The sequence below is a fragment of the Ensifer sp. LC11 genome, from assembly GCF_001695835.1.
Classification (GTDB): Bacteria; Pseudomonadota; Alphaproteobacteria; order Rhizobiales; family Rhizobiaceae; genus Ensifer.
Genome location: NZ_MBSO01000023.1, coordinates 262,453 through 280,549 on the forward strand (window position 1 = coordinate 262,453; position 18,097 = coordinate 280,549).

The 18,097-nt window shown below is 62.6% G+C and carries 21 protein-coding genes; 12 read left to right on the forward strand and 9 right to left on the reverse strand.

Annotated features, from left to right (window positions below; all coding sequences use genetic code 11):
* Positions 1 to 90 precede the first annotated feature (90 nt).
* Complete coding sequence (locus tag BBX50_RS30285) at positions 91 to 231, reverse strand: hypothetical protein (protein WP_161490883.1); 141 nt, start codon at positions 229 to 231, stop codon at positions 91 to 93.
* Positions 232 to 351: 120 nt separating this feature from the next.
* On the opposite strand from BBX50_RS30285, the gene BBX50_RS17430 reads away from it, so the two are divergent.
* Positions 352 to 840: an Rrf2 family transcriptional regulator gene (locus tag BBX50_RS17430; protein WP_065776582.1), complete on the forward strand. Its 489-nt coding sequence runs from the start codon at positions 352 to 354 to the stop codon at positions 838 to 840.
* Here BBX50_RS17430 and BBX50_RS17435 read toward each other — a convergent pair.
* The 4 genes from BBX50_RS17435 to BBX50_RS17450 form a co-directional block, all read right to left on the reverse strand.
* On the reverse strand, positions 823 to 1,833 hold the full coding sequence (locus BBX50_RS17435) for a mechanosensitive ion channel family protein (protein ID WP_065776583.1): 1,011 nt from the start codon (positions 1,831 to 1,833) through the stop codon (positions 823 to 825). The two genes, BBX50_RS17430 and BBX50_RS17435, sit on opposite strands and share 18 nt — an antisense overlap.
* 79 nt (positions 1,834 to 1,912) lie before the next feature.
* The gene (locus BBX50_RS17440) at positions 1,913 to 2,317 is read right to left on the reverse strand and encodes a cupin domain-containing protein (protein WP_065776584.1); all 405 of its coding nucleotides are present in this window, start codon (positions 2,315 to 2,317) and stop codon (positions 1,913 to 1,915) included.
* 51 nt (positions 2,318 to 2,368) lie between these two features.
* Positions 2,369 to 3,121, reverse strand: a complete 753-nt coding sequence (locus tag BBX50_RS17445; RefSeq protein ID WP_065776585.1) for an SDR family oxidoreductase — start codon at positions 3,119 to 3,121, stop codon at positions 2,369 to 2,371.
* A 58-nt stretch (positions 3,122 to 3,179) separates the two neighbouring features.
* Positions 3,180 to 3,659, reverse strand: coding sequence for a carboxymuconolactone decarboxylase family protein (locus tag BBX50_RS17450; RefSeq protein WP_065776586.1), 480 nt, complete (start codon positions 3,657 to 3,659; stop codon positions 3,180 to 3,182).
* Between the two features lie 131 nt (positions 3,660 to 3,790).
* On the opposite strand from BBX50_RS17450, the gene BBX50_RS17455 reads away from it, so the two are divergent.
* On the forward strand, positions 3,791 to 4,696 hold the full coding sequence (locus BBX50_RS17455; protein ID WP_065776587.1) for a LysR family transcriptional regulator: 906 nt from the start codon (positions 3,791 to 3,793) through the stop codon (positions 4,694 to 4,696).
* A gap of 17 nt (positions 4,697 to 4,713) precedes the next feature.
* On the opposite strand, the gene BBX50_RS17460 is transcribed toward BBX50_RS17455, so the two are convergent.
* The gene (locus BBX50_RS17460; protein ID WP_065776588.1) at positions 4,714 to 5,199 is read right to left on the reverse strand and encodes an Lrp/AsnC family transcriptional regulator; all 486 of its coding nucleotides are present in this window, start codon (positions 5,197 to 5,199) and stop codon (positions 4,714 to 4,716) included.
* A 128-nt stretch (positions 5,200 to 5,327) separates the two neighbouring features.
* Here BBX50_RS17460 and BBX50_RS17465 point away from each other — a divergent pair, with 128 nt between their 5' ends.
* Both BBX50_RS17465 and BBX50_RS17470 read left to right on the forward strand, forming a co-directional pair.
* Complete coding sequence (locus BBX50_RS17465; protein WP_065776724.1) at positions 5,328 to 5,747, forward strand: DUF2000 domain-containing protein; 420 nt, start codon at positions 5,328 to 5,330, stop codon at positions 5,745 to 5,747.
* A gap of 327 nt (positions 5,748 to 6,074) precedes the next feature.
* On the forward strand, positions 6,075 to 7,253 hold the full coding sequence (locus BBX50_RS17470) for an MFS transporter (protein ID WP_065776725.1): 1,179 nt from the start codon (positions 6,075 to 6,077) through the stop codon (positions 7,251 to 7,253).
* A 75-nt stretch (positions 7,254 to 7,328) separates the two neighbouring features.
* Here BBX50_RS17470 and ycaC read toward each other — a convergent pair whose 3' ends face one another.
* Complete coding sequence (gene ycaC, locus BBX50_RS17475; RefSeq protein ID WP_065776589.1) at positions 7,329 to 7,955, reverse strand: isochorismate family cysteine hydrolase YcaC; 627 nt, start codon at positions 7,953 to 7,955, stop codon at positions 7,329 to 7,331.
* Positions 7,956 to 8,102: 147 nt separating this feature from the next.
* Between ycaC and BBX50_RS17480 the strand changes: the two genes are divergently transcribed.
* Both BBX50_RS17480 and BBX50_RS17485 read left to right on the forward strand, forming a co-directional pair.
* Positions 8,103 to 9,020 carry a LysR substrate-binding domain-containing protein gene (locus tag BBX50_RS17480; RefSeq protein WP_065776590.1) on the forward strand — a complete coding sequence of 306 codons (918 nt, stop codon included), beginning with the start codon at positions 8,103 to 8,105 and terminating at the stop codon, positions 9,018 to 9,020.
* A 261-nt stretch (positions 9,021 to 9,281) separates the two neighbouring features.
* Positions 9,282 to 9,575 carry a hypothetical protein gene (locus BBX50_RS17485; protein ID WP_065776591.1) on the forward strand — a complete coding sequence of 98 codons (294 nt, stop codon included), beginning with the start codon at positions 9,282 to 9,284 and terminating at the stop codon, positions 9,573 to 9,575.
* Positions 9,576 to 9,651: 76 nt separating this feature from the next.
* Here the strand turns inward: BBX50_RS17485 and BBX50_RS17490 are convergent, their stop codons facing one another.
* Complete coding sequence (locus BBX50_RS17490; RefSeq protein WP_065776592.1) at positions 9,652 to 10,353, reverse strand: aspartate/glutamate racemase family protein; 702 nt, start codon at positions 10,351 to 10,353, stop codon at positions 9,652 to 9,654.
* Positions 10,354 to 10,621: 268 nt separating this feature from the next.
* On the opposite strand from BBX50_RS17490, the gene BBX50_RS17495 reads away from it, so the two are divergent.
* The 5 genes from BBX50_RS17495 (at position 10,622) to BBX50_RS17515 (ending at position 15,836) form a co-directional block, all read left to right on the forward strand.
* Positions 10,622 to 12,151: an ABC transporter substrate-binding protein gene (locus BBX50_RS17495; protein WP_065776593.1), complete on the forward strand. Its 1,530-nt coding sequence runs from the start codon at positions 10,622 to 10,624 to the stop codon at positions 12,149 to 12,151.
* A 121-nt stretch (positions 12,152 to 12,272) separates the two neighbouring features.
* Positions 12,273 to 13,214, forward strand: coding sequence for an ABC transporter permease (locus BBX50_RS17500; RefSeq protein ID WP_065776594.1), 942 nt, complete (start codon positions 12,273 to 12,275; stop codon positions 13,212 to 13,214).
* Positions 13,214 to 14,083, forward strand: coding sequence for an ABC transporter permease (locus BBX50_RS17505; RefSeq protein ID WP_065776595.1), 870 nt, complete (start codon positions 13,214 to 13,216; stop codon positions 14,081 to 14,083). Before BBX50_RS17500 ends, BBX50_RS17505 begins: the two co-directional genes overlap by 1 nt.
* A 3-nt stretch (positions 14,084 to 14,086) precedes the next feature.
* Positions 14,087 to 15,298 (forward strand): amidohydrolase/deacetylase family metallohydrolase, encoded by a 1,212-nt coding sequence (locus tag BBX50_RS17510; RefSeq protein WP_065776596.1) that lies wholly within the window; start codon positions 14,087 to 14,089, stop codon positions 15,296 to 15,298.
* A 46-nt stretch (positions 15,299 to 15,344) separates the two neighbouring features.
* The gene (locus tag BBX50_RS17515; RefSeq protein ID WP_244513193.1) at positions 15,345 to 15,836 is read left to right on the forward strand and encodes a RidA family protein; all 492 of its coding nucleotides are present in this window, start codon (positions 15,345 to 15,347) and stop codon (positions 15,834 to 15,836) included.
* 15 nt (positions 15,837 to 15,851) lie between these two features.
* Here the strand turns inward: BBX50_RS17515 and BBX50_RS17520 are convergent, their stop codons facing one another.
* A complete protein-coding gene (locus tag BBX50_RS17520; RefSeq protein WP_083213733.1) occupies positions 15,852 to 16,589 on the reverse strand; it encodes an IclR family transcriptional regulator in 738 nt (245 codons plus the stop codon).
* A 283-nt stretch (positions 16,590 to 16,872) separates the two neighbouring features.
* On the opposite strand from BBX50_RS17520, the gene BBX50_RS17525 reads away from it, so the two are divergent.
* Entirely contained in the window at positions 16,873 to 18,072 is a 1,200-nt protein-coding gene (locus BBX50_RS17525) for an aminotransferase class V-fold PLP-dependent enzyme (RefSeq protein ID WP_065776599.1), read from the forward strand.
* The last annotated feature ends 25 nt before the right edge of the window (positions 18,073 to 18,097 follow it).

Sequence of the window (18,097 nt, forward strand, 5' to 3'; positions counted from 1 at the left end):
CCAACTGCGCTGTCAGCTGGCCCGTCTCACCATCTCGCTTCCGTCGCGCCGAGCCGAGGCCCGCGATGTCCCAGCGACCGAGGAGCAGGATCAGGCAGACCAGCACGACGGTTTCGCAAGCACCGGCAGCCAGCCGAGACGCGTCGGCTGATTGAGCCGCCAGAGGCGCCAGCTGAAAGCGAGCGGCAGAAGGACGAAAGGGACGGAGAGAAAACCGACAATTGCGATCATGAGACCTTCCCTGCCCGCAAGACGTGCAACCGCCTTCATCTAGGTACTGTTTACACAATAGAAAAATAGGGATATTTTTTATCCTTAATAGATGCACGTTGGCATCTGCCGGACGAACACATGATCCTCAAAAGCCAAGTCGAATGGGCGCTGCATTGTTGTGCCATTCTCGCCGGCCTGCCTGAAGGCCGCTACCTGTCGACCAAAGCGCTGGCGGAATTCCATGGGCTTCCCAAGGAATATCTGTCGAAAGCACTACAGGGCCTTTCCCAGGCCGGCCTCGTTGACACGACGCTTGGACCTTCGGGCGGATATCGACTGGCGAAAGACCCCGCCGAGCTCACCTTTCTCGATATCGTCGAGGCGGTCGAAGGCACAGCACGGACATTCGTCTGCACCAATATCCGCGCCAACAATCCCTGCCGGCCGGCAGGCTATTGCGAGAGCAGTCCCTGCGCGGTGGCCCGCATCATGTGGGAGGCGGACGAAGCCTGGCGCCAGAAACTGCGCAGCGTCCGTTTGGCGGACCTGATCGAGGCGCTGTCGAAGGAAATCCCGGCAGAGCTCTGGAAGAGCAGTTTCGAGTGGGTGCTAGGGCGCGCCGGATGAGCGCGATGCGAATTTCGTCTCGATATGCGGCGGGTAAGGATATGCCTGCGCCGGCAGCGCGAGCGAAAGACCGTCTTGCCGGCATTGGTCGTGGGCACGTGTGAGCACTTCGTTTCGCGCCGGCGTCCTCTCTGCCGGGCTCCGTACACGAACCTGCAATTCAACCTCGGTCGCCACGGCGTCAATTGCCTTGAGTGCGACAACCGGCGGCGGATCGTGCACGATCCTGGTACAGTTTTGCAACGCGGTGCGCATGGCGTCCTCGACGCGCTGCGGCGGATGGTCTGCCGCGACACGGATAAGCACCAGGATCTGGTGCGTCTGGTCCGGGCGATTGAAGTTGGTGAGCCCGACCTTGGCGAGCGCGCTGTTTGGCAGAACGACAACGTTGTTGGCGCTGGTGAGCAGGAAGGTTGAGCGCCAGTTGTTCTCGATAACGCGGCCCTCGGTCCCGTCGCCGAGCGCAATCCAGTCTCCAATGGCAAAGGGTCGCCCGAGTGTCAGCGCGATGCCCGAGAAAACGTCGCCAAGCGTGTTCTGAAGCGCAAGACCGAAGATGATGGCGACCACGCCGGAAGTGGCAACGAGCGTGCCGATCGGCGCGCCGAACACGAAGGCCAGGACAGACAGCGTCACGCCAAGGTAGACGACGGCAACGATGAGATCCTGCAGCAGGCGGGCCTCCCGCGGCCGCCTTTCCAGTACGATGTAGATGCGCACGAAGCCGATGAGGGACCAGGCAAGGTGGGTCCACCACAGAACGCGCGCCGACGTGGCGAGGAACGTCGCGGCACCCTGCAGATGATTGCCCTCCCCCCGGTGCGGCATGATTCCGGCGGAAACAAGGGCCGCGGTCATGACAAAGAAGAAGAGGATCTGGACGATCAATCTCGCCATCGGGCGGCCACGACCCTGCAAGTGCCAGACGACGATACCGGCGATCCCGAGGAGATTGATCAGAACGAGCGGCAAGGGCAGGTGGTCGGCGAACATGGCATGCTCCAACGGTACACGGGAACAGGACCGGGTGCGCAGCCGACACCCGCTCCTGTTCCCGGCCCTGTCTCAGTGACTACTTCATCGGATAAGTCAGTTCCTTCTCGGCGGTATCGACCACAAAGACCGCGAGCAGCTTGGCAGACTTGCTCTTGCTGCCGTTCGCGCTGACGCCGTGACGGTCGCCGGGCATCTCCGAAAAGCTCTCTCCGGCCTTGTATTCCTTCACCGGCCCGTCATTGACCTGGCTGAGGATCGAGCCTTCCAGCACCGTTGCGTAGATGAAGGCAGTGCTCGGATGGGTGTGCGCTTCAGAAGAGCCTCCCGGTCCGTATTCGACCAGCACGCCCTTGATGCTCTTGCCCGGAACGTTCGGCAGTTCGTGTTCGTAGACGAGCGCGACCTTGGCAGCATCGCCGGCCGCGGCCGTACCGATCAATGTTACGGTGATCGCAAGAGTGGAGATGAGTGACTTGATCATGTCGAAAATCCTTTCAGGAACTGGATGATGCGCCGCAGGCGCGCCGTTCGCTCACTTGCGAGCAAACGTCGCGAACCACTGCTCGAAGGTGATGCGGCCGAGGCGGGGATTTTTGTCGGAGACGAGCGAACCGTCGTCCAGGCGAGCCCCGAAGTAACGCGCTTCCCGGTCGGGCTCGACCTTGCGACCGTCGCCCATGGCCTTGAGGTAGCGAGCAACAAGATCGCTGAGGCGCGAACGCTCGGGCCCGGCAATCTCGATCGTGCCGTTGATGGGGGATGCGAGCGCGACCTCCGCCATGGCATCGGCGACGTCGTCGGAAGCGATCGGCTGCACATAGGCCGGCGACAGACGCACCGTGTCGCCGACGGTTCCGGACTGGGCGATACCGCCCAGGAATTCCATGAACTGCGTTGAATGCACGATCGTATAGGGGATGCCGGCGGCCTTGATCAGCTTTTCCTGGGCAAGCTTGCCACGGAAGTAGCCGCTTTCCTGCAGCCTTTCGGTCCCGACGACCGAAAGCGCGATATGGTGTTTGACGCCGGCTGCCTTCTCCGCTGCCGCCAGGTTGCGGCCGGAGGTCTCGAAGAATTCGAGGACCGCCTTGTCCTCGAAGGAGGGCGAATTGGCGAGGTCAACGACGACATCGCAACCGGCGAGCGCCTCGGCCAGGCCCTCGCCCGTGATCGTGTTCACGCCGGTGTTCGGCGAAGCGGCGATCACCTCATGTCCCTGCTTGCGCAAGCGGTCGACAGTCTTGGAACCGATTAGGCCGGTCCCGCCGATGATGACGATTTTCATGGAATCCTCCAATCACAGCGGCCGTTTCGCCGCATTGCCGATCACTCTGGAACAGGGGTTAGTTCAGCCCGGCCTTGTCGAGACCGTAGAGTTTGTCAGCCGAGCCCGGCACGTTCTTGAACGCAACGCTCAGACGGTTCCACGCATTGATGACCGAAATGGAAAAGGTCAGGTCGGAGATTTCCTTCTCCGAAAGCTGGCCGCGTACACGCTCGTAAAGTTCGTCCGGAATGCCGCCTTCGGGCAATTTCGTGACCGCCTCAGCCCAGGCAAGTGCTGCGCGCTCGCGCGGGATGAACAGGTTCGATTCACGCCAGATCGCGACGTGGTAGAGGCGCAATTCGCTCTCGCCGTGAATCTTTGCTTCCTTGACATGCATGTCAAGGCAGAAGGCGCAGCCGTTGATCTGCGAGGCCCGGATGTTCACGAGGTCGCGGATCTTCTGCTCGATGACGCTATCCTTCAGGCTGAGGCTCAGATCAGTCATCTTCTTGAGGAATTCGGGAGAGTGCTGGGCGTAGTTCAGGCGCTGTGTCATGGCTTTGCTCCTCTATTAAGGATATCATTTATCCTTATGGATATAAGATATCCGTAATAGCTGGACAGTAAAGCGCTTCGGGCATAAACTCAACGCATAAGGCTTATGTCGAAACGTGTGGGGGGGGCCGAATGGATATCGTTTCTGCGCTCAGAGCGTTCGTGCGCGTGGCCGAGACGGGCTCGTTTTCCGCCGCCGCAGTCGACCTCAACCTGACGCAACCGGCCGTCTCGCGGCAGGTTTCGGCGCTCGAAGAGCATCTGAACACACGCCTGCTTCACCGAACGACCAACGCGCTCGCCTTGACCGCCGAAGGCGAGCACATGATCCCGGTGGCACTTCGGGTGATCGAGGCGGTCGATGCGCTCAACGAGGCGTCCTGCACTGAACCGGCCATGGCAACGGGCCGCGTGCGGCTTACGCTTCCCGCGCCGCTCGGCCTCTATGTCAGCGACCGTCTGGCCGCCTTTCTCGAGCAACACCCGGGCTTGTCGGTCGATCTGATTTTTCGCGAGGAACCGTCGGATCTCGTCGGCGAAGGCATCGACCTGGAGGTGCGGCTCGGCCCGGTCTCGGACAGCAGCCTGGTGTGCCGGCGCATCGGCTGGACGACCGCCTTTCTCGTTGCCGCACCCAACTATCTGGAACGACGAGCGGCACCCGAAACCCCCGGCGACGTCAGCAGCCACGAGTGCATTTGCTACAGCCGCGCCGGCGACGAGCGCCAATGGGCCTTTTCCGATGGGGCCGACGACGTGTTCGTGCGCATCGCACCGCGCCTTGTCGCCAACAACGCGGTGGCCGTGCATCGCGCCGCGCTTGCGGGAAGCGGCCTGGCGATCCTCTCACACATCCTGGCCTGCCCGGACATCGAAGCGGGCCGGCTGGTGAATGTGATGCCGGAATTTCCGCCCGCACGTCTGCCGATCAGCATTGTCTACCCGTCGCGCCGAAACATGCCGCTGCGGGTCAGAACGGTTCTCGATTTCCTGGTGCAGGCAGTCCGGGAAGACCCTTTGATGGCCTCCGCTTCCTGACGACCGACGACACGGCCTCATCGATGGCCGGCTGTCACGCGCAAGGGCAGACCGCTGTAGGGCTTTATTTCCTTCAGGACAAAAGTCGTCTGCATTTCCTTGATGCAGGGCAGACGGCGTACGACCTTCATGGCGAAATCCGAATAGGAATCGAGGTCGGACGAAACCACCTGCAGCAGGAAGTCGGCGTCGCCGGCAATGCTGTAGCAGGCGACGACGCTGTCGAGCTTCATCACTTCCTCAGCAAAAGCATCGGCTTCCACCTCCGTATGGCTGTCGATCTTTACCCGGATGAAGGCGAGCACGCCGAGGCCGATTTCCCGGCGGTTGAGGACGGCCCTATAGCCCTCGATGACACCATCGTCCTCCAACTGCCGCACCCGGCGCCAGCAGGGCGAGGTGGACATGCCGACTTCCTCCGAAAGCGCCTGGTTGCTGAGGCGCCCGTCACCTTGCAGCGCAGTGAGGATCTTTACGTCTGTGGGGGTGAGAGCTGCGGGCATAATCAATCTCATATCTGGTCAAATCAGGTAGATCCTACCGCAAATGATCGAGAGTGCACAATATCCGAAAGGACTTACCCCTCTTCTCCATTTATTCTCCCCTTCGAAGAAAACGGAAGGACCAGCCCATCGTGAATCAGGACATCCGCCTCGCCGTCATCGTCAATCCCGAACTGCCGGCAGGCCACCTCGCCAATACGATCGCGGCGATTTCCATCGGCATAGGCTCGGCAGTACCCGCATTGGGGAACCAACGCCTGACGGATGCCAGGCAAAACACCATCGACATCAGTTCCAACCAGCCCATCCCGATCCTCCAGGCCGACAGCCAGGCAATCGGCGCGCTGCTGCTGAAGGCGCTGCCGAAGCAGGAGGGGCGCTTCGTCGTGCCATTTCCGACCTTCGCCCGCTCGCTGCACAGCTATGCCGACTACGAGGCGCAGTTTCCGCAACGCGACCTATCCGAGGAATCGATCGATGGCGTCGGCCTTGCCGGCCCTTCGAAATGGATCAAATCGCTGACCGGGTCCTTGAAGCTGCTGCGGTGATGCGATGGCATCGATGCGCCGGTAAGCTGGCAAGCCGCAAGCGAACGGCGCGGTCCCGCCGTTCATGCAATATGTATATTTTTTTCATATTGAATTGAGCCTTCGCACAGAAGGGCAACGACACATTCGCAACACTTCCCTCTTTATTACAGAAGAACAGTATTTTTCCGGGTAGTCCCGACGTTTCCCAGCTTGACGCCACCTGCAGCGCGCGCCAAGCTTTGAAAATCATTTTCAGAATATCAGGATTCCATCAAATACCATACCGGCATGCGGCTCACCACCGGGGGCCGACGCGTGACGAGACGACATCGGGGAGCAATGCGCATGACCAATCAACGGCTCATCATGCTGATCTTCTTCCTTCAGCCGATCGCCTTCGGCGCCTGGCTGCCGCGCATTCCCGATATTCAGCAGAGGCTCGGCCTCGGGCCGGCCGAACTGGCGATAGCACTTCTCGGGATGCCGGTCGGCATTCTGCTGACGCTGCCCTTTGCCGGACGCTTCGTCGCGTGGATCGGCGGTCGCGCCACCATCCTTTATGGCTTCGTCGTCTTTTTGGCACTCGTCTGGCTGCCGACATGGGCTCCAAGCATCGAAGTGCTCTTCGTGACGCTTGCCATCGTCGGTGTGGCGCTGGCGACCCTGGAGCTTGGCCTCAACGTCGAGGCCGACGCGATCGAAAAGCATTCCGGCCAGCTGATCATGAGCACCTGCCACGGCTTCTGGAGCCTCGGCATCATGACCGGCAGCCTGATCGGCGTCGGTTTCGCCGCGCTCAACGTCGCACCGCAATGGGCCGTGCCGATGACCGCCGCCGTGATGCTTCCGATCAGCGTCTATTTCGCAATGAAGCTGCCGCTGTTGCAGTCCGCAGAAGCAAAAGGCGGGGAAGCAGCCCCGTCCAAAGGAAAGCTTCCGAGCTTTGCGCTGCTTGGCGTCTGCTTCTTCGTCTTCGGCATCACCATGACCGAGGGGGCTGTCGCCGACTGGTCGGCCGTCTTCCTGCGCGATGTCTATGGACTCTCCAGCGCCAGTGCCGGCTTCGGCTATTCGATCTTCGCTTTCATGGTCGCAGCGGGTCGCTTCGCCGGCGATCGGCTGAAAGCCAGCTATGGACCGGTTGCCGTGGCACGCGCCTGCGGTGTCGCCAGCATCGCCGGCTTGCTTCTGGTGGCCGCGAGCCCCGCCGCCTGGGCAGCGCTTCTCGGCTTTGCCGCCATGGGTTTCGGCGTTTCGGTCGGCTTCCCGCTCGCCGTCACTGCCGCGGCCGACCAGAAGGATCGTCCGGCCGCCGCGAGCGTTGCCATCCTGTCCTTCATCGCGCTTCTGGGCTTCCTGCTCGGGCCACCGCTGATCGGTCTTATCGCCGAGCACAGCGACATGCGCTTCGGCCTTGGCGTGCTCGTGCCCTTCCTTGCCATCAGCCTGCTTTTGACCGGTCGACTGAAGCCTGCCGCTCGCGCAATCACTGAGGATGCTCAACAAGCCGCCAGCCGCGCCTAACGGCCACCGCGATGTGCAACGAGAAAGCCCCGGCCGAATGCGGCCGGGGCTTTCTCGTTCATCGGCCGGAGTGCCTTACTTGCGGGCCGCCATGGTGTTGTAGCTGGTGATGAGGTTGCGGTAGTCGGGGATATGGTTCGAAAAGAGCGTACCGAGGCCCTCGATGTCGTTGCGCCAGTCGCGGTGCAGTTCACAGGCAACACCGAACCAGGTCATGAGCTGCACACCGGCTGCCGTCATGCGCGACCAGGCAGAATCGCGGGTCACCTCGTTGAAGGTGCCGGAAGCGTCTGTCACCACGAAGACCTCGAAGCCTTCCTCGATGGCCGAAAGTGCGGGAAACGCCACGCAGACCTCGGTTACCACGCCGGCGATCAGCAGCTGCTTTTTGCCGGTCGCCTTCACGGCCTTGACGAAATCTTCGTTGTCCCAGGCGTTGATCTGGCCCGGACGGGCAATATAGGGCGCCTCGGGAAACTGCTCCTTCAACTCCGGCACCAGCGGGCCGTTCGGACCGTCTTCGAAGCTGGTCGTCAGGATCGTTGGCAGCTGGAAGTATTTGGCGAGATCGCCGAGTGCCAGAACATTGTTCTTGAACTTGTCCGGATCGAAGTCGCGCACCAAGGACAGGAGGCCGGTCTGATGGTCGACGAGCAGGACGGCAACATCATCCTTGTTGAGGCGTACATAGGGCTTGGTCATCGGAAAATCCTTCCTTGGCTTTGGCTTCGATCACCGCCGGCAGCGCGTTCGCGGCTGCCTGATCGGCTGTGACTGAAAGCAAGTTATCGCAGGACGCTGAAGCGCAATAGATTGCTAAAGTCGACGCAGCGTCCTACAAATAGAACGATGTACGATCTGAACGACCTCTATTATTTTGTCCAAGTCGTCGAGCACGGCGGCTTTGCGGCGGCGGCACGGGCGACGGGAACGCAAAAATCCCGACTGAGCCGGCGCATCGCGATACTGGAGGAGCGGATCGGCGTCCGGCTGATCCAGCGATCGCCGCGGCGGTTCTTCGTCACCGATGTCGGCCGCGAATATTATCAACGCTGTGTCGCGGTGCTGATTGAAGCCGAAGCGGCCGACGCCTTCATCGCGCAGCATCAGGGCGAGCCGCAGGGGGTTATCAAGGTCAGTTGCCCAACGGCGTTGATTTCGTTTCAGTTCGGCCGGCTCTTCGCGCGCTTCATGACCACCTATCCGAAGATCGGTCTGCAGCTCGAAAGCACGAACCGCCGCGTCGACGTGATCGCCGAGGGCTTCGACGTTTCAATCCGCGTCCGGTTTCCGCCGTTGGAAAAAAGCGAGCTCGTCATGCGCAAGCTCGACGACAGTTCGCAATATCTCGTCGCCAGGCCGGGATTTATCAAGGCGCCGCTCCAGGCGCCGGAGCAACTGGCGGGACTGGCGAGCCTTGCCTGGACCTCGGCCACGAACACCTACGAATGGCGCCTCGAGCGCACCAGCGGCGAACGGACGGCCGTTCGGCACGAGCCGCGCTTCCTGACGGATGATATGGCGGCCCTGCGCGAGGCAGCGCTCGATGGCGCGGGCATCGTGCAGTTGCCGACGATGATGATCTGGAAAGACCTGGCCGCCGGCACGTTGGTTCCGGTACTGCCTGAATGGCGGCCAGCCTCCGGCGTCGTGCACGCCGTCTTTCCATCCAGGCGCGGGCTGCTGCCCTCCGTTCGTACCTTCATCGACTTTCTCGTGCAGGAGTGTGCCGCCGAACGCCTCGCGATCGACAGGAGCCTTGCATGACGAACAATGCGGCGCGGCAGCATCCGCCTGCCTTCCTCGCCTGTCGTGGCTGCGCCGGGCGGTCGAGCCGGGACGCTTTCGACCCATGCATCCGGCGCATGGAAGCCATACCTTGCATCCGGCACCTGACTTGACGATCTATAAGTGCAGAAGCCGCGTTCGACGCCGGCTCCCTTCATTGATCCAATCACAGTCGTAGACGTCTCCCCCGGCTTTTGGCCGGCGCGGCCGGTTTCGACCTGAACAACAGGGAAGGCAATCATGCAGCAGTCAGACAAGTCACTCGACGCCAAGACACTCGAGGCCATGACGCTTCACGAGCGCTCGAACATGATGGCGCTGGTCGCGGACGCCCTCGAGGCGACGGCCGAAAAGGCATACGAGATCGGCGACGACAAGTTCGCAGAGAACTCGATCAGCCTCGCCAACATCATCATCAGCTGTGCCGACGACCTGGTGGTCGGCGACCTGCCAGCCGCCGAGCTGCTACTGCAACAGGGCATCGCACTGCTCAGCCTGTTTCAGGGCGAACCGAACAGGAACACCCTGCACTGACCCTTGCGGCTCGGCGGCCAACGCATCACCCGCGCCGACGGCGATCTTTGCCGTCGGCCTGTCGAACGACATCCGCTTACTGCGCGTCGGCGAGCGCGAAATCGACCGCAGCCAGCGCATGGATCTCCGTGGTATCGAAGACCGGGACGGGGCTATCGGCCTGTGAAATCAAGAGCATGATTTCGGTGCATCCCATGATTACCGCCTCCGCTCCCTGGTCGACGAGGCGGGAGATGATCGCACGGTAAGCGTCCCTCGAACTGTCCTTCACGATGCCGGCAACGAGTTCGCGGTAGATAATCTCGTGCACCCTGGCGCGATCGTCGGCCTCCGGCACCAGCACCTCGAGGCCGAACTTCTCGCTCAGGCGCCCCTTGTAGAAGTCCTGCTCCATGGTGAAAGCCGTCCCCAGCAGGCCGACCTTTCGAATGCCTGCAGCCCGGATCTTTTCAGCCGTCGGGTCGGCGATATGAAGAAGCGGGATGGAGATGGCCGCGGAGACGTCATCGGCCATCCTGTGCATGGTGTTGGTGCAGATCATCACAAAATCGGCGCCACCTGCTTCCAGCCGACGGGCCGCGGCAATCATTTCCTCCGTCAGTGCCGGCCAGTCACCATGATGCTGCAGCCGCTCGATTTCACCAAAATCCATCGACCACATCAGCGATTTCGCCGAATGCACGCCGCCGAGACGGTCGCGAACGGCCTCGTTGATGATGCGGTAGTACTCGGCCGAGCTTTCCCAGCTCATGCCGCCAATCAGCCCAATGACCTTCACCTGACGCCTCCTCTTCCAGCCACCCCGAACTAACAAATCACGGGCGATGACGGAAGCGCCTGCAGCCGGCAGCTCTTTGGCAAACAAGGGATTTCCGGCGACGAAACCGGTTCGCGATCGTCATTCGTGCCCGTTGGTGCGTCCCGGCTCTGCGCCAAACTCCATGACGCGACAACGACACCCGGTTGACATTTCCGCCTTCGTGCTCTTTTATATTCCAAAATAAAGAATGACATAGCATAACTATGGAATATGAGGAGGAGCAGATATGAAAACAGCTAAATTTGCATTGCTTGTCGGTACGGCACTCGTGGCCTCGGCGTCGTTTGCCTTTGCCCAGGAGAAGGGTGGGGTGATCAACGTGGCTACCGTCGGCGAACCGCCGACGCTCGATCCGATGGCCTCGACCGCCGACCTCGTCGGCATCGTCTCGCAGCACATCTTCGAGACGCTCTACACCTTCGATAAGGACTGGAAGCCGACCCCGCTCCTGGCGGCAGCACTTCCTGAGATCAGCGCCGACGGTAAGGCCTACACGATCAAGCTGCGCGCGGGCGTCAAGTTCCATGACGGCACCGATCTCGACAGCACGGATGTCGTCGCCTCGCTCGAGCGCTGGACCAAGGTCGCCTCGCGCGGCAAGCAGACGGCAACGACGATCTCAGGCATCGAGGCGGTCGATCCGCTGACGGTCAAGATCTCGCTCAACACCCCTTACGCGCCGCTCGTCTCGCTGCTCGCTTTCAACAACTCGGCAGCGATCGTGCTTCCGTCTGAGAAGCAGGCCGAGCCGATGACCGATTTCGTCGGCACCGGCCCCTACCAGTTGAAGGAGCGGAAGGCCGACCAGTATATCCAGCTGACCCGCTACGACGCCTACAAATCGCCGGAAGGCGAAGCCAACGGCTACGGCGGCGCCCGCCACCAGTATGCCGACGAGATCCGCTTCGTACCGGTGCCGGACCCGAACACCCGCGTCGAGGCCGCCGTCTCCGGCCAGTATGATTATGTCGATTCGCTGCCGGTCGAGTCCTTCGAGCGGGTGAAGGGTTCGAGCGCCTCCGATCCTGTCATGCTACAGCCCTTCGGTTGGCCGGTCTTCGTCTTGAACTCCGGCAACGGCATGACCAAGAACGTGGATCTGCGCAAGGCGATCCGCGCCTCGCTCAGCATGGAAGACATGATGGCGGCCGCCTTCGGCACCACCGACTTCTATGCACTCGACGCCGCCCTCTACCCGTCGCAGTTCACCTGGCGCACCGATGCCGGCACCGAAGGCGCCTACAACATCGCCGATCCGGAAAAGGCCGGCGAACTGTTGAAGGCCGCCGGCTACAAGGGCGAGCCGCTGCGCATCCTCACCAGCCGCCAGTACGAGTCCCACTACAAGATGGCGCAGGTCGCGGCCGAATATCTGAAGCTCGCCGGCTTCACGGTCGATCTGCAGGTGGTCGATTGGGCGACGCTTACGCAACGCCGCGCCGACCCGACGCTCTGGGACATCTACATCACCCACAGCCCCTTCCTGCCGGAACCGGCCCTCATCGGCATGATGTCGACCAAAGCCCCCGGCAACTGGGATACACCCGCGCGTGCCAAGGCGGTCGATGCCTTCAACGCCGAGTCCGATCCGGCCAAGCGCGTAGCGCTCTGGGCCGACGTGCAGAAGGTGATCTTCGAGGAAGTGCCCTTCATCAAGATCGGTGACTTCAACGCGCTTTCGGCGAGGTCGAAGTCGCTCGACGGCGTCTCGCCGGCGCCGTGGCCGTATTTCTGGAACGCTTCGATCAAGAAGTAAGCTCCCACCTCCCAAGGGACTTCGGCGGGCGCCCGGCCATTTGCCTGGCGCCCGCCTGAAGGGCGCGCCGTCTTCACGCTGGTCCAGCGGTTGAGGCGCACAGGAAAGTTTCGAGGCCACCATGTTACGCTACATTTTCCAGCGGCTGATGGGGATGATCGTCGTCATGGCGATCGTCGTCACGATCGTCTTCGTCATCGTCCGTGTAACCCCGGGCGACCCGGCCGCGGTGATGCTCGGTCCGGAAGCGACCCAGGAAGACATCGCTGAACTGCGCACGCGGCTCGGCCTCGACCAGTCGCTCGGTCTGCAATATGTCTACTATATCGGCCAGCTCATACAGGGCGATCTCGGCCAGTCGATCTTCCTCAACCAGCCTGTGACCGCGGCGCTGGCCGAGCGCGCCGAGCCGACCTTCTTCCTGACGCTGTTCTCGATCCTGATTGCCTGCGCGATCGCGCTGCCGATCGGCATCTACGCCGCCTACAGGCGCGGATCCTTCGTCGACCAGGCGGCAACCACGCTCGCCATGCTGGCGGCCAGCATACCGAGCTTCTGGCTCGGCCTCATCCTGATCCAGGTGCTGGCGGTCCGCTTCGGCTGGTTCCCGGTCTCCGGCTATGGCGGCCCCGGCTCCTCCTTCATTGAGCGCATGTATCATCTGACTTTGCCGGCGATCGCGCTTGGCGTCGTCTCCTCCGCGCTGATCCTGCGCTTCACCCGCGCCTCGATGCTGGATGTGCTCGGCGATGATTTCATCCGCACCGCCCGCGCCAAGGGCCTCGGCGAGCGCAAGGTGGTGATGAAGCATGCGCTGAAAAATGCGCTGATCCCGATCCTGACGATCATTGGCCTCACCGCCGCCGTGCTGATCTCCGGCGCTGTCGTCACGGAAACCGTCTTCGGCCTGCCGGGTGTCGGCAATCTCGTCGTCTCCGCCGTGCTTCGCCGCGACTATCCTGTCATCCAGGGTGCGCTGCTCGTCATCGCCGCGCTCTACGTGCTGATCAATTTCGCGATCGACATGCTCTATCTCCTCGTTGATCCAAGGGTTCGCTACTGATGGCCATCACCGTATCAGCCCCCTCCGAGAGCGAGGGCCGCAAATTCGTCCGCCGACTGCTGAAGCGCAAGACCGTCGCCTTCGGCCTGATCGTGCTCACCGTCTTCGTGCTCTTGGCCGTCTTCGCGCCGCTGATTGCGCCCTATGCGCCCGGCAAGCTGTCGATCGTCAACCGGCTGTCGCCGCCGAGCATGCAATGGTTCTTCGGTACCGACGAATTCGGCCGCGACGTCTTCTCCCGCACGATCTATGCCGGCCGGCTGTCGCTCCTCGTCGGCGCTGCCGTCGTCACGCTCGCAACCGTGATCGGCATCGTGCTCGGCCTGCTCGCCGGCTTCTTTCCGAAGCTCGACACGCCGATCGCCCGCGTCATCGACGCGATGATGGCCTTCCCGGACATCCTGCTGGCGATCGCGCTGGTCGCCGCTCTCGGACCGTCGCTGACGACCGTCATCATCGCGCTCAGCATCGTCTATGCGCCGCGACTTGCCCGCGTGGTGCGCGCCTCGACGCTGGTGATCCGCGAGCTTCCTTACGTCGAGGCGGCCCGGGCGCTCGGCATTTCGACACCGCACATCATGACGCGGCATGTGCTGCGCAATCTTCTGTCACCGGTTCTCGTGCAGGGCACCTTCCTCTTTGCCCATGCGATGCTGGCCGAAGCCGGCCTCTCCTTCCTCGGCGTCGGCGTCAGCCCGGAAATCCCCACCTGGGGCACGATGATTGCCTCGGGACGCCAATATATCGGCCAAGCCGACTGGGTGACGCTCTTTCCCGGCATCGCCATCGTGCTTTCGGTGCTGTCGCTACAGATGGTCGGGGACGGCCTGCGCGACATGCTCGATCCCCGCCTCAGAAAGGACCTGTAAGTCATGACGAACGCAACAAACAGTGCTGGTCCGGTGCTGATCCGACAGGTAAAGCCCGTCGCCTTCGGCATGGCCGCACCGGCAGACACCATCGATATCCTCGTCGACGGCGAAGGCCGCATCGCGGCCCTCGGTCCGAACCTGGAGGCCCCTGGCGGCGTGCGTCGCGTCGAGGGCAATGGCGCCTGGATCTCGCCCGGCTGGATCGACCTTCACGCCCATGTCTGGCATGGCGGCACCGACATTTCCGTGCGCCCGCAGCTTTGCGGCATGGAGCGCGGCGTCACCACCATCGTCGACGCGGGCTCGGCAGGCGAAGCCAATTTCCACGGCTTCCGCGAATACATCATCGAGCCGTCGCGCGAGCGCATCAAGGCGTTCCTCAATCTCGGCTCGATCGGCCTTGTCGCCTGCAACCGCGTCAGCGAGCTCTCGGACATCCGCTCGATCGACATCGACCGCATCATCGCCTGCTACCAGGAAAACCGCGAGCACATCGTCGGGCTGAAGGTGCGGGCCAGCCACGTGATTACCGGGTCCTGGGGCGTGACGCCGGTCAAGCTCGGCAAGAAGATCGCCAAGATCCTGAAGATCCCGATGATGGTGCATGTCGGCGAACCGCCGGCGCTCTACGACGAGGTGCTTGAAATCCTCGGCCCCGGCGACATCGTCACCCATTGCTTCAACGGCAAGGCCGGCTCCAGCATCATCGAGGACGAGGACCTGTTCGAGCTCGCCGAACGCTGCGCCGGCGAAGGCATCCGCCTCGACATCGGCCACGGCGGCGCCTCCTTCTCCTTCCGCGTCGCCGAAGTGGCGATCGCCCGCGGTCTGCTGCCCTTCTCGATCTCCACCGACGTGCATCTGCGCAGCATGAACCAGTCCGTCTGGGATCTCGGCACCACCATGTCGAAACTCCTCAGCGTCGGCATGCCCTTCGACAAGGTGGTCGAGGCCGTAACCCAGGCGCCAGCCTCGGTGATCCGCCTGCCGATGGACAATCTCTTGCGCGTCGGCGCCCGCGCCGAGTTCACCCTCTTCGACCTCGTCGATAGCGAACTCAGGGTGTTCGATTCACTCGGCGCTGAGGCCCATCTCAATCGCCTTTTCGAGCCGCGCTATGCGGTGATGGACATCGAAGTGGTCGCAGCCAAGCGCTACCAGCCGCAGCATATCGAATGCCCCGACCACAGCCATGGCTACGGCTACCGCTGAGGCAAGGCGACAGAACATAGAAATGACAGGACATCGCGTGAACAGTCTGGATCAGAAGAAAGACAGCCTTGCCGCCGTCTCGCCTTACCAACGCCTTCAGGCCCTCGGCATCGACCTGCCGCCGGCCCCGCCGCCGATTGCCAATTTCGTCACCCACGTTCAGGAGGGCAACATCCTCTACCTCTCCGGACAGGGCCCGCGCGAAGTCGACGGGCATCTGCATGCCGGCAAGGTTGGCGCCGATGTCGACGTCGAAAGCGCCTATGGGCACGCGCGGCTGACGGGCATCAACCTGCTTGCGGTGATGCATGACGCGCTGGGAGACCTCGGCCGCGTCAAGCGAATCGTCAAGCTGCTCGGCATGGTCAATGCGGTGCCGGATTTCGAGGAACATCCACGCGTCATCAACGGTTGCTCGGACCTGATGGTCGATGTTTTCGGCGCGGCCGGTCAGCATGCGCGCTCGGCGGTGGGTTTCGGGTCGCTGCCCGGAAACATCACCGTCGAAATCGAGGCGATCGTCGCTCTTCACGAGTGACGACGGGAGGTCGGATCAATGGCTGCGCCAGCCCATCATCTTCTCGATCCGCTCGGCGGAAACCCTGACGTGGTCGGCGTAGAACGCCCGGTCGTCGAGGATCTTCTGTTCCGGCAGCACGATCGAGATCGTGGCGGCGCAATTGCCCTTGTCGTCCAGGATCGGCGCGGCGACGCAGGCGACCGCATAGTCGGATTCGCCCGCCTGGATGGACAGCCTTGCTGCAAGCGCGCTCTCGGCCTGGGCGGAAAGGGCGGCGGGATCGATGTCGGCCCTGCCGGTCGGCGAGGTGCGGGCGCAGCGGCGGAAGAGTTCGAGCCGTTCATCGGCCGGCAGATGGCCGACAAGCAGACGACCGGAGGCCGTCCAGTTGAGCGGCACACGCGTGCCAACGCGCGAGGTCACCTGGAAGTGGCCGGGACCGTCGGCCATGGCGAGCACCTGCATGTAGTCGCCGTCACGACCGCACAGCTGGATCGTTTCGGAAACCTCGCGGCCGAGATCGTGCATCTCGCGGGTGGCAACGCCGAGGAAATCGAGCGATCGCGCGTAGGCGAGGCCATAATGATAGAGCCGGTCGCCAAGCCAGACGAGACCATCGGCATCGCGGCTGAGCAGGTTCTTCTCGACCATGTCGTCGACAATCACATAGGCCGTCGACAGCGGCGCGCCGACCGCCTTGGCGATTGCGTAGACCCCGCTCGGAGAACCGGTCTCGTACAGAAAATCGAGCACCTGCAGCGCCCGGTCCATGCCGCTCACGCGCGAGCGGCGCGGCTTGCCGGCGGTTTCGATGTCGTCGTTCGGCTCGGCGCCGGTCGTCGTCTTGTCCAAAGGTCCACTCCTGCGCGGCCCTGTTCGCGCACCTACGGGAAAATGCCAGGCCCCGTCTTCGCCGATCCGCTGGAAGCGGCTGGACGACGCGACAGAGAGCCTCAATACTTCATTACTATGGTAGATATTCCGCGAAAACGGAATAGTCTATCCGTTGCGACTGCCAGAAAATCGCCTGCCAGACAATCACATGGAGACCACTATGCCTGACCGTGACATTCGCGAAGCTCTCGGACTTCGTCCCGTTATCAACGTCTCCGGCACGATGACCGGCCTCGGCGCGTCGATCGTGGTTCCGGAAGCCATTGCTGCGATGACAGGCATACTGCCGCAGTTCGTCGAGATCAACGACCTGCAGCGCAAGGTGAGCCCGGTGATTGCGCGGCTAACGGGTGCCGAAGCTGGCTTCGTCACGGCCTCCTGCTCCGCCGGCATCAGCCTTGCGGTCGCCGGCACTATCACCGGCAGCGACCTTGCCGCCATCGAGCGCCTACCCGATATCAACGGCCTCAAGAATGAGGTCGTCATCCAGATGGGCCATGTGGTGAGCTACGGCGCACCTGTTGACCAGGCGATCCGCATCGCCGGCGCCAAGCCGGTGCTTGTCGGCCAGGCGACCTCGGCCTATCGCTACCACCTGGAAGGCGCGATCAACGAGCGCACCGCCTGCGCCGTCTACGTCGTCTCCCACCACGTGGTGCAATACGGCCTTCTGGGGCTCAAGGAATTTGCTGAGGTCTGCCACGCGAAGGGCGTGCCGGTTATCGTCGACGCAGCCTCGGAATATGATCTGCGTATCTTCCTCGAGCAGGGCGCCGACATCGTGCTCTATTCCGGCCACAAGTTCCTCGGCGGCCCGACGTCGGGCATCGTCGCCGGCAAGAAGGAACTGGTCCGCAACACCTTCCTGCAGAACCTCGGCATCGGCCGCGGCATGAAGGTCGGCAAGGAAAGCATGCTTGGCGTAATGGCAGCGCTTGAAGCCTGGGAGAAGCGCGATCACGCCGGCATCCGCGAACGTGAAACGGGTTACCTCAACCTCTGGCACGAGACCCTCAGCGGCCGGCCCGGCATCACGCCGGTGATCGAGGCCGATCCGACCAACAACCCGCTCGACCGGTTGCGCGTCAACATCAACCCGCAGGACGCCCATATCACCGCCTGGGACCTCGCTGACGCGCTCGCCCGCGGCGCGGCGCCGATCATCGTGCGCGACCACGAGGCCGAGCACAATTACTTCTACCTCGACCCGTGCAACCTGCATCCGGGCCAGGAGAAGGTGGTCGCAAGCCGTCTCGCCGAGGAGCTCGACAGGGCGCACGCCTCGAATGAGATCATCGCGACCTCGCTCAGCGAGCGCAACGCCCGGCGCTTCGCCGGCCTGCTGCGCTGGCCCGACTGAGCGGACACCGAAAACAGCAAGACGC

Coding starts and splice junctions, on each gene's coding strand:
- BBX50_RS17450 (WP_065776586.1), bottom strand. CDS start 3,659: ATGACACAGCGCCTGAACTACGCCCAGCACTCTCCCGAATTCCTCAAG.
- BBX50_RS17480 (WP_065776590.1), top strand. CDS start 8,103: ATGTACGATCTGAACGACCTCTATTATTTTGTCCAAGTCGTCGAGCAC.
- BBX50_RS17460 (WP_065776588.1), bottom strand. CDS start 5,199: ATGCCCGCAGCTCTCACCCCCACAGACGTAAAGATCCTCACTGCGCTG.
- BBX50_RS17500 (WP_065776594.1), top strand. CDS start 12,273: ATGTTACGCTACATTTTCCAGCGGCTGATGGGGATGATCGTCGTCATG.
- BBX50_RS17435 (WP_065776583.1), bottom strand. CDS start 1,833: ATGTTCGCCGACCACCTGCCCTTGCCGCTCGTTCTGATCAATCTCCTC.
- BBX50_RS17485 (WP_065776591.1), top strand. CDS start 9,282: ATGCAGCAGTCAGACAAGTCACTCGACGCCAAGACACTCGAGGCCATG.
- BBX50_RS30285 (WP_161490883.1), bottom strand. CDS start 231: ATGATCGCAATTGTCGGTTTTCTCTCCGTCCCTTTCGTCCTTCTGCCG.
- BBX50_RS17520 (WP_083213733.1), bottom strand. CDS start 16,589: ATGGACCGGGCGCTGCAGGTGCTCGATTTTCTGTACGAGACCGGTTCT.
- BBX50_RS17510 (WP_065776596.1), top strand. CDS start 14,087: ATGACGAACGCAACAAACAGTGCTGGTCCGGTGCTGATCCGACAGGTA.
- BBX50_RS17495 (WP_065776593.1), top strand. CDS start 10,622: ATGAAAACAGCTAAATTTGCATTGCTTGTCGGTACGGCACTCGTGGCC.
- ycaC (WP_065776589.1), bottom strand. CDS start 7,955: ATGACCAAGCCCTATGTACGCCTCAACAAGGATGATGTTGCCGTCCTG.
- BBX50_RS17525 (WP_065776599.1), top strand. CDS start 16,873: ATGCCTGACCGTGACATTCGCGAAGCTCTCGGACTTCGTCCCGTTATC.
- BBX50_RS17505 (WP_065776595.1), top strand. CDS start 13,214: ATGGCCATCACCGTATCAGCCCCCTCCGAGAGCGAGGGCCGCAAATTC.
- BBX50_RS17470 (WP_065776725.1), top strand. CDS start 6,075: ATGACCAATCAACGGCTCATCATGCTGATCTTCTTCCTTCAGCCGATC.
- BBX50_RS17455 (WP_065776587.1), top strand. CDS start 3,791: ATGGATATCGTTTCTGCGCTCAGAGCGTTCGTGCGCGTGGCCGAGACG.
- BBX50_RS17445 (WP_065776585.1), bottom strand. CDS start 3,121: ATGAAAATCGTCATCATCGGCGGGACCGGCCTAATCGGTTCCAAGACT.
- BBX50_RS17440 (WP_065776584.1), bottom strand. CDS start 2,317: ATGATCAAGTCACTCATCTCCACTCTTGCGATCACCGTAACATTGATC.
- BBX50_RS17430 (WP_065776582.1), top strand. CDS start 352: ATGATCCTCAAAAGCCAAGTCGAATGGGCGCTGCATTGTTGTGCCATT.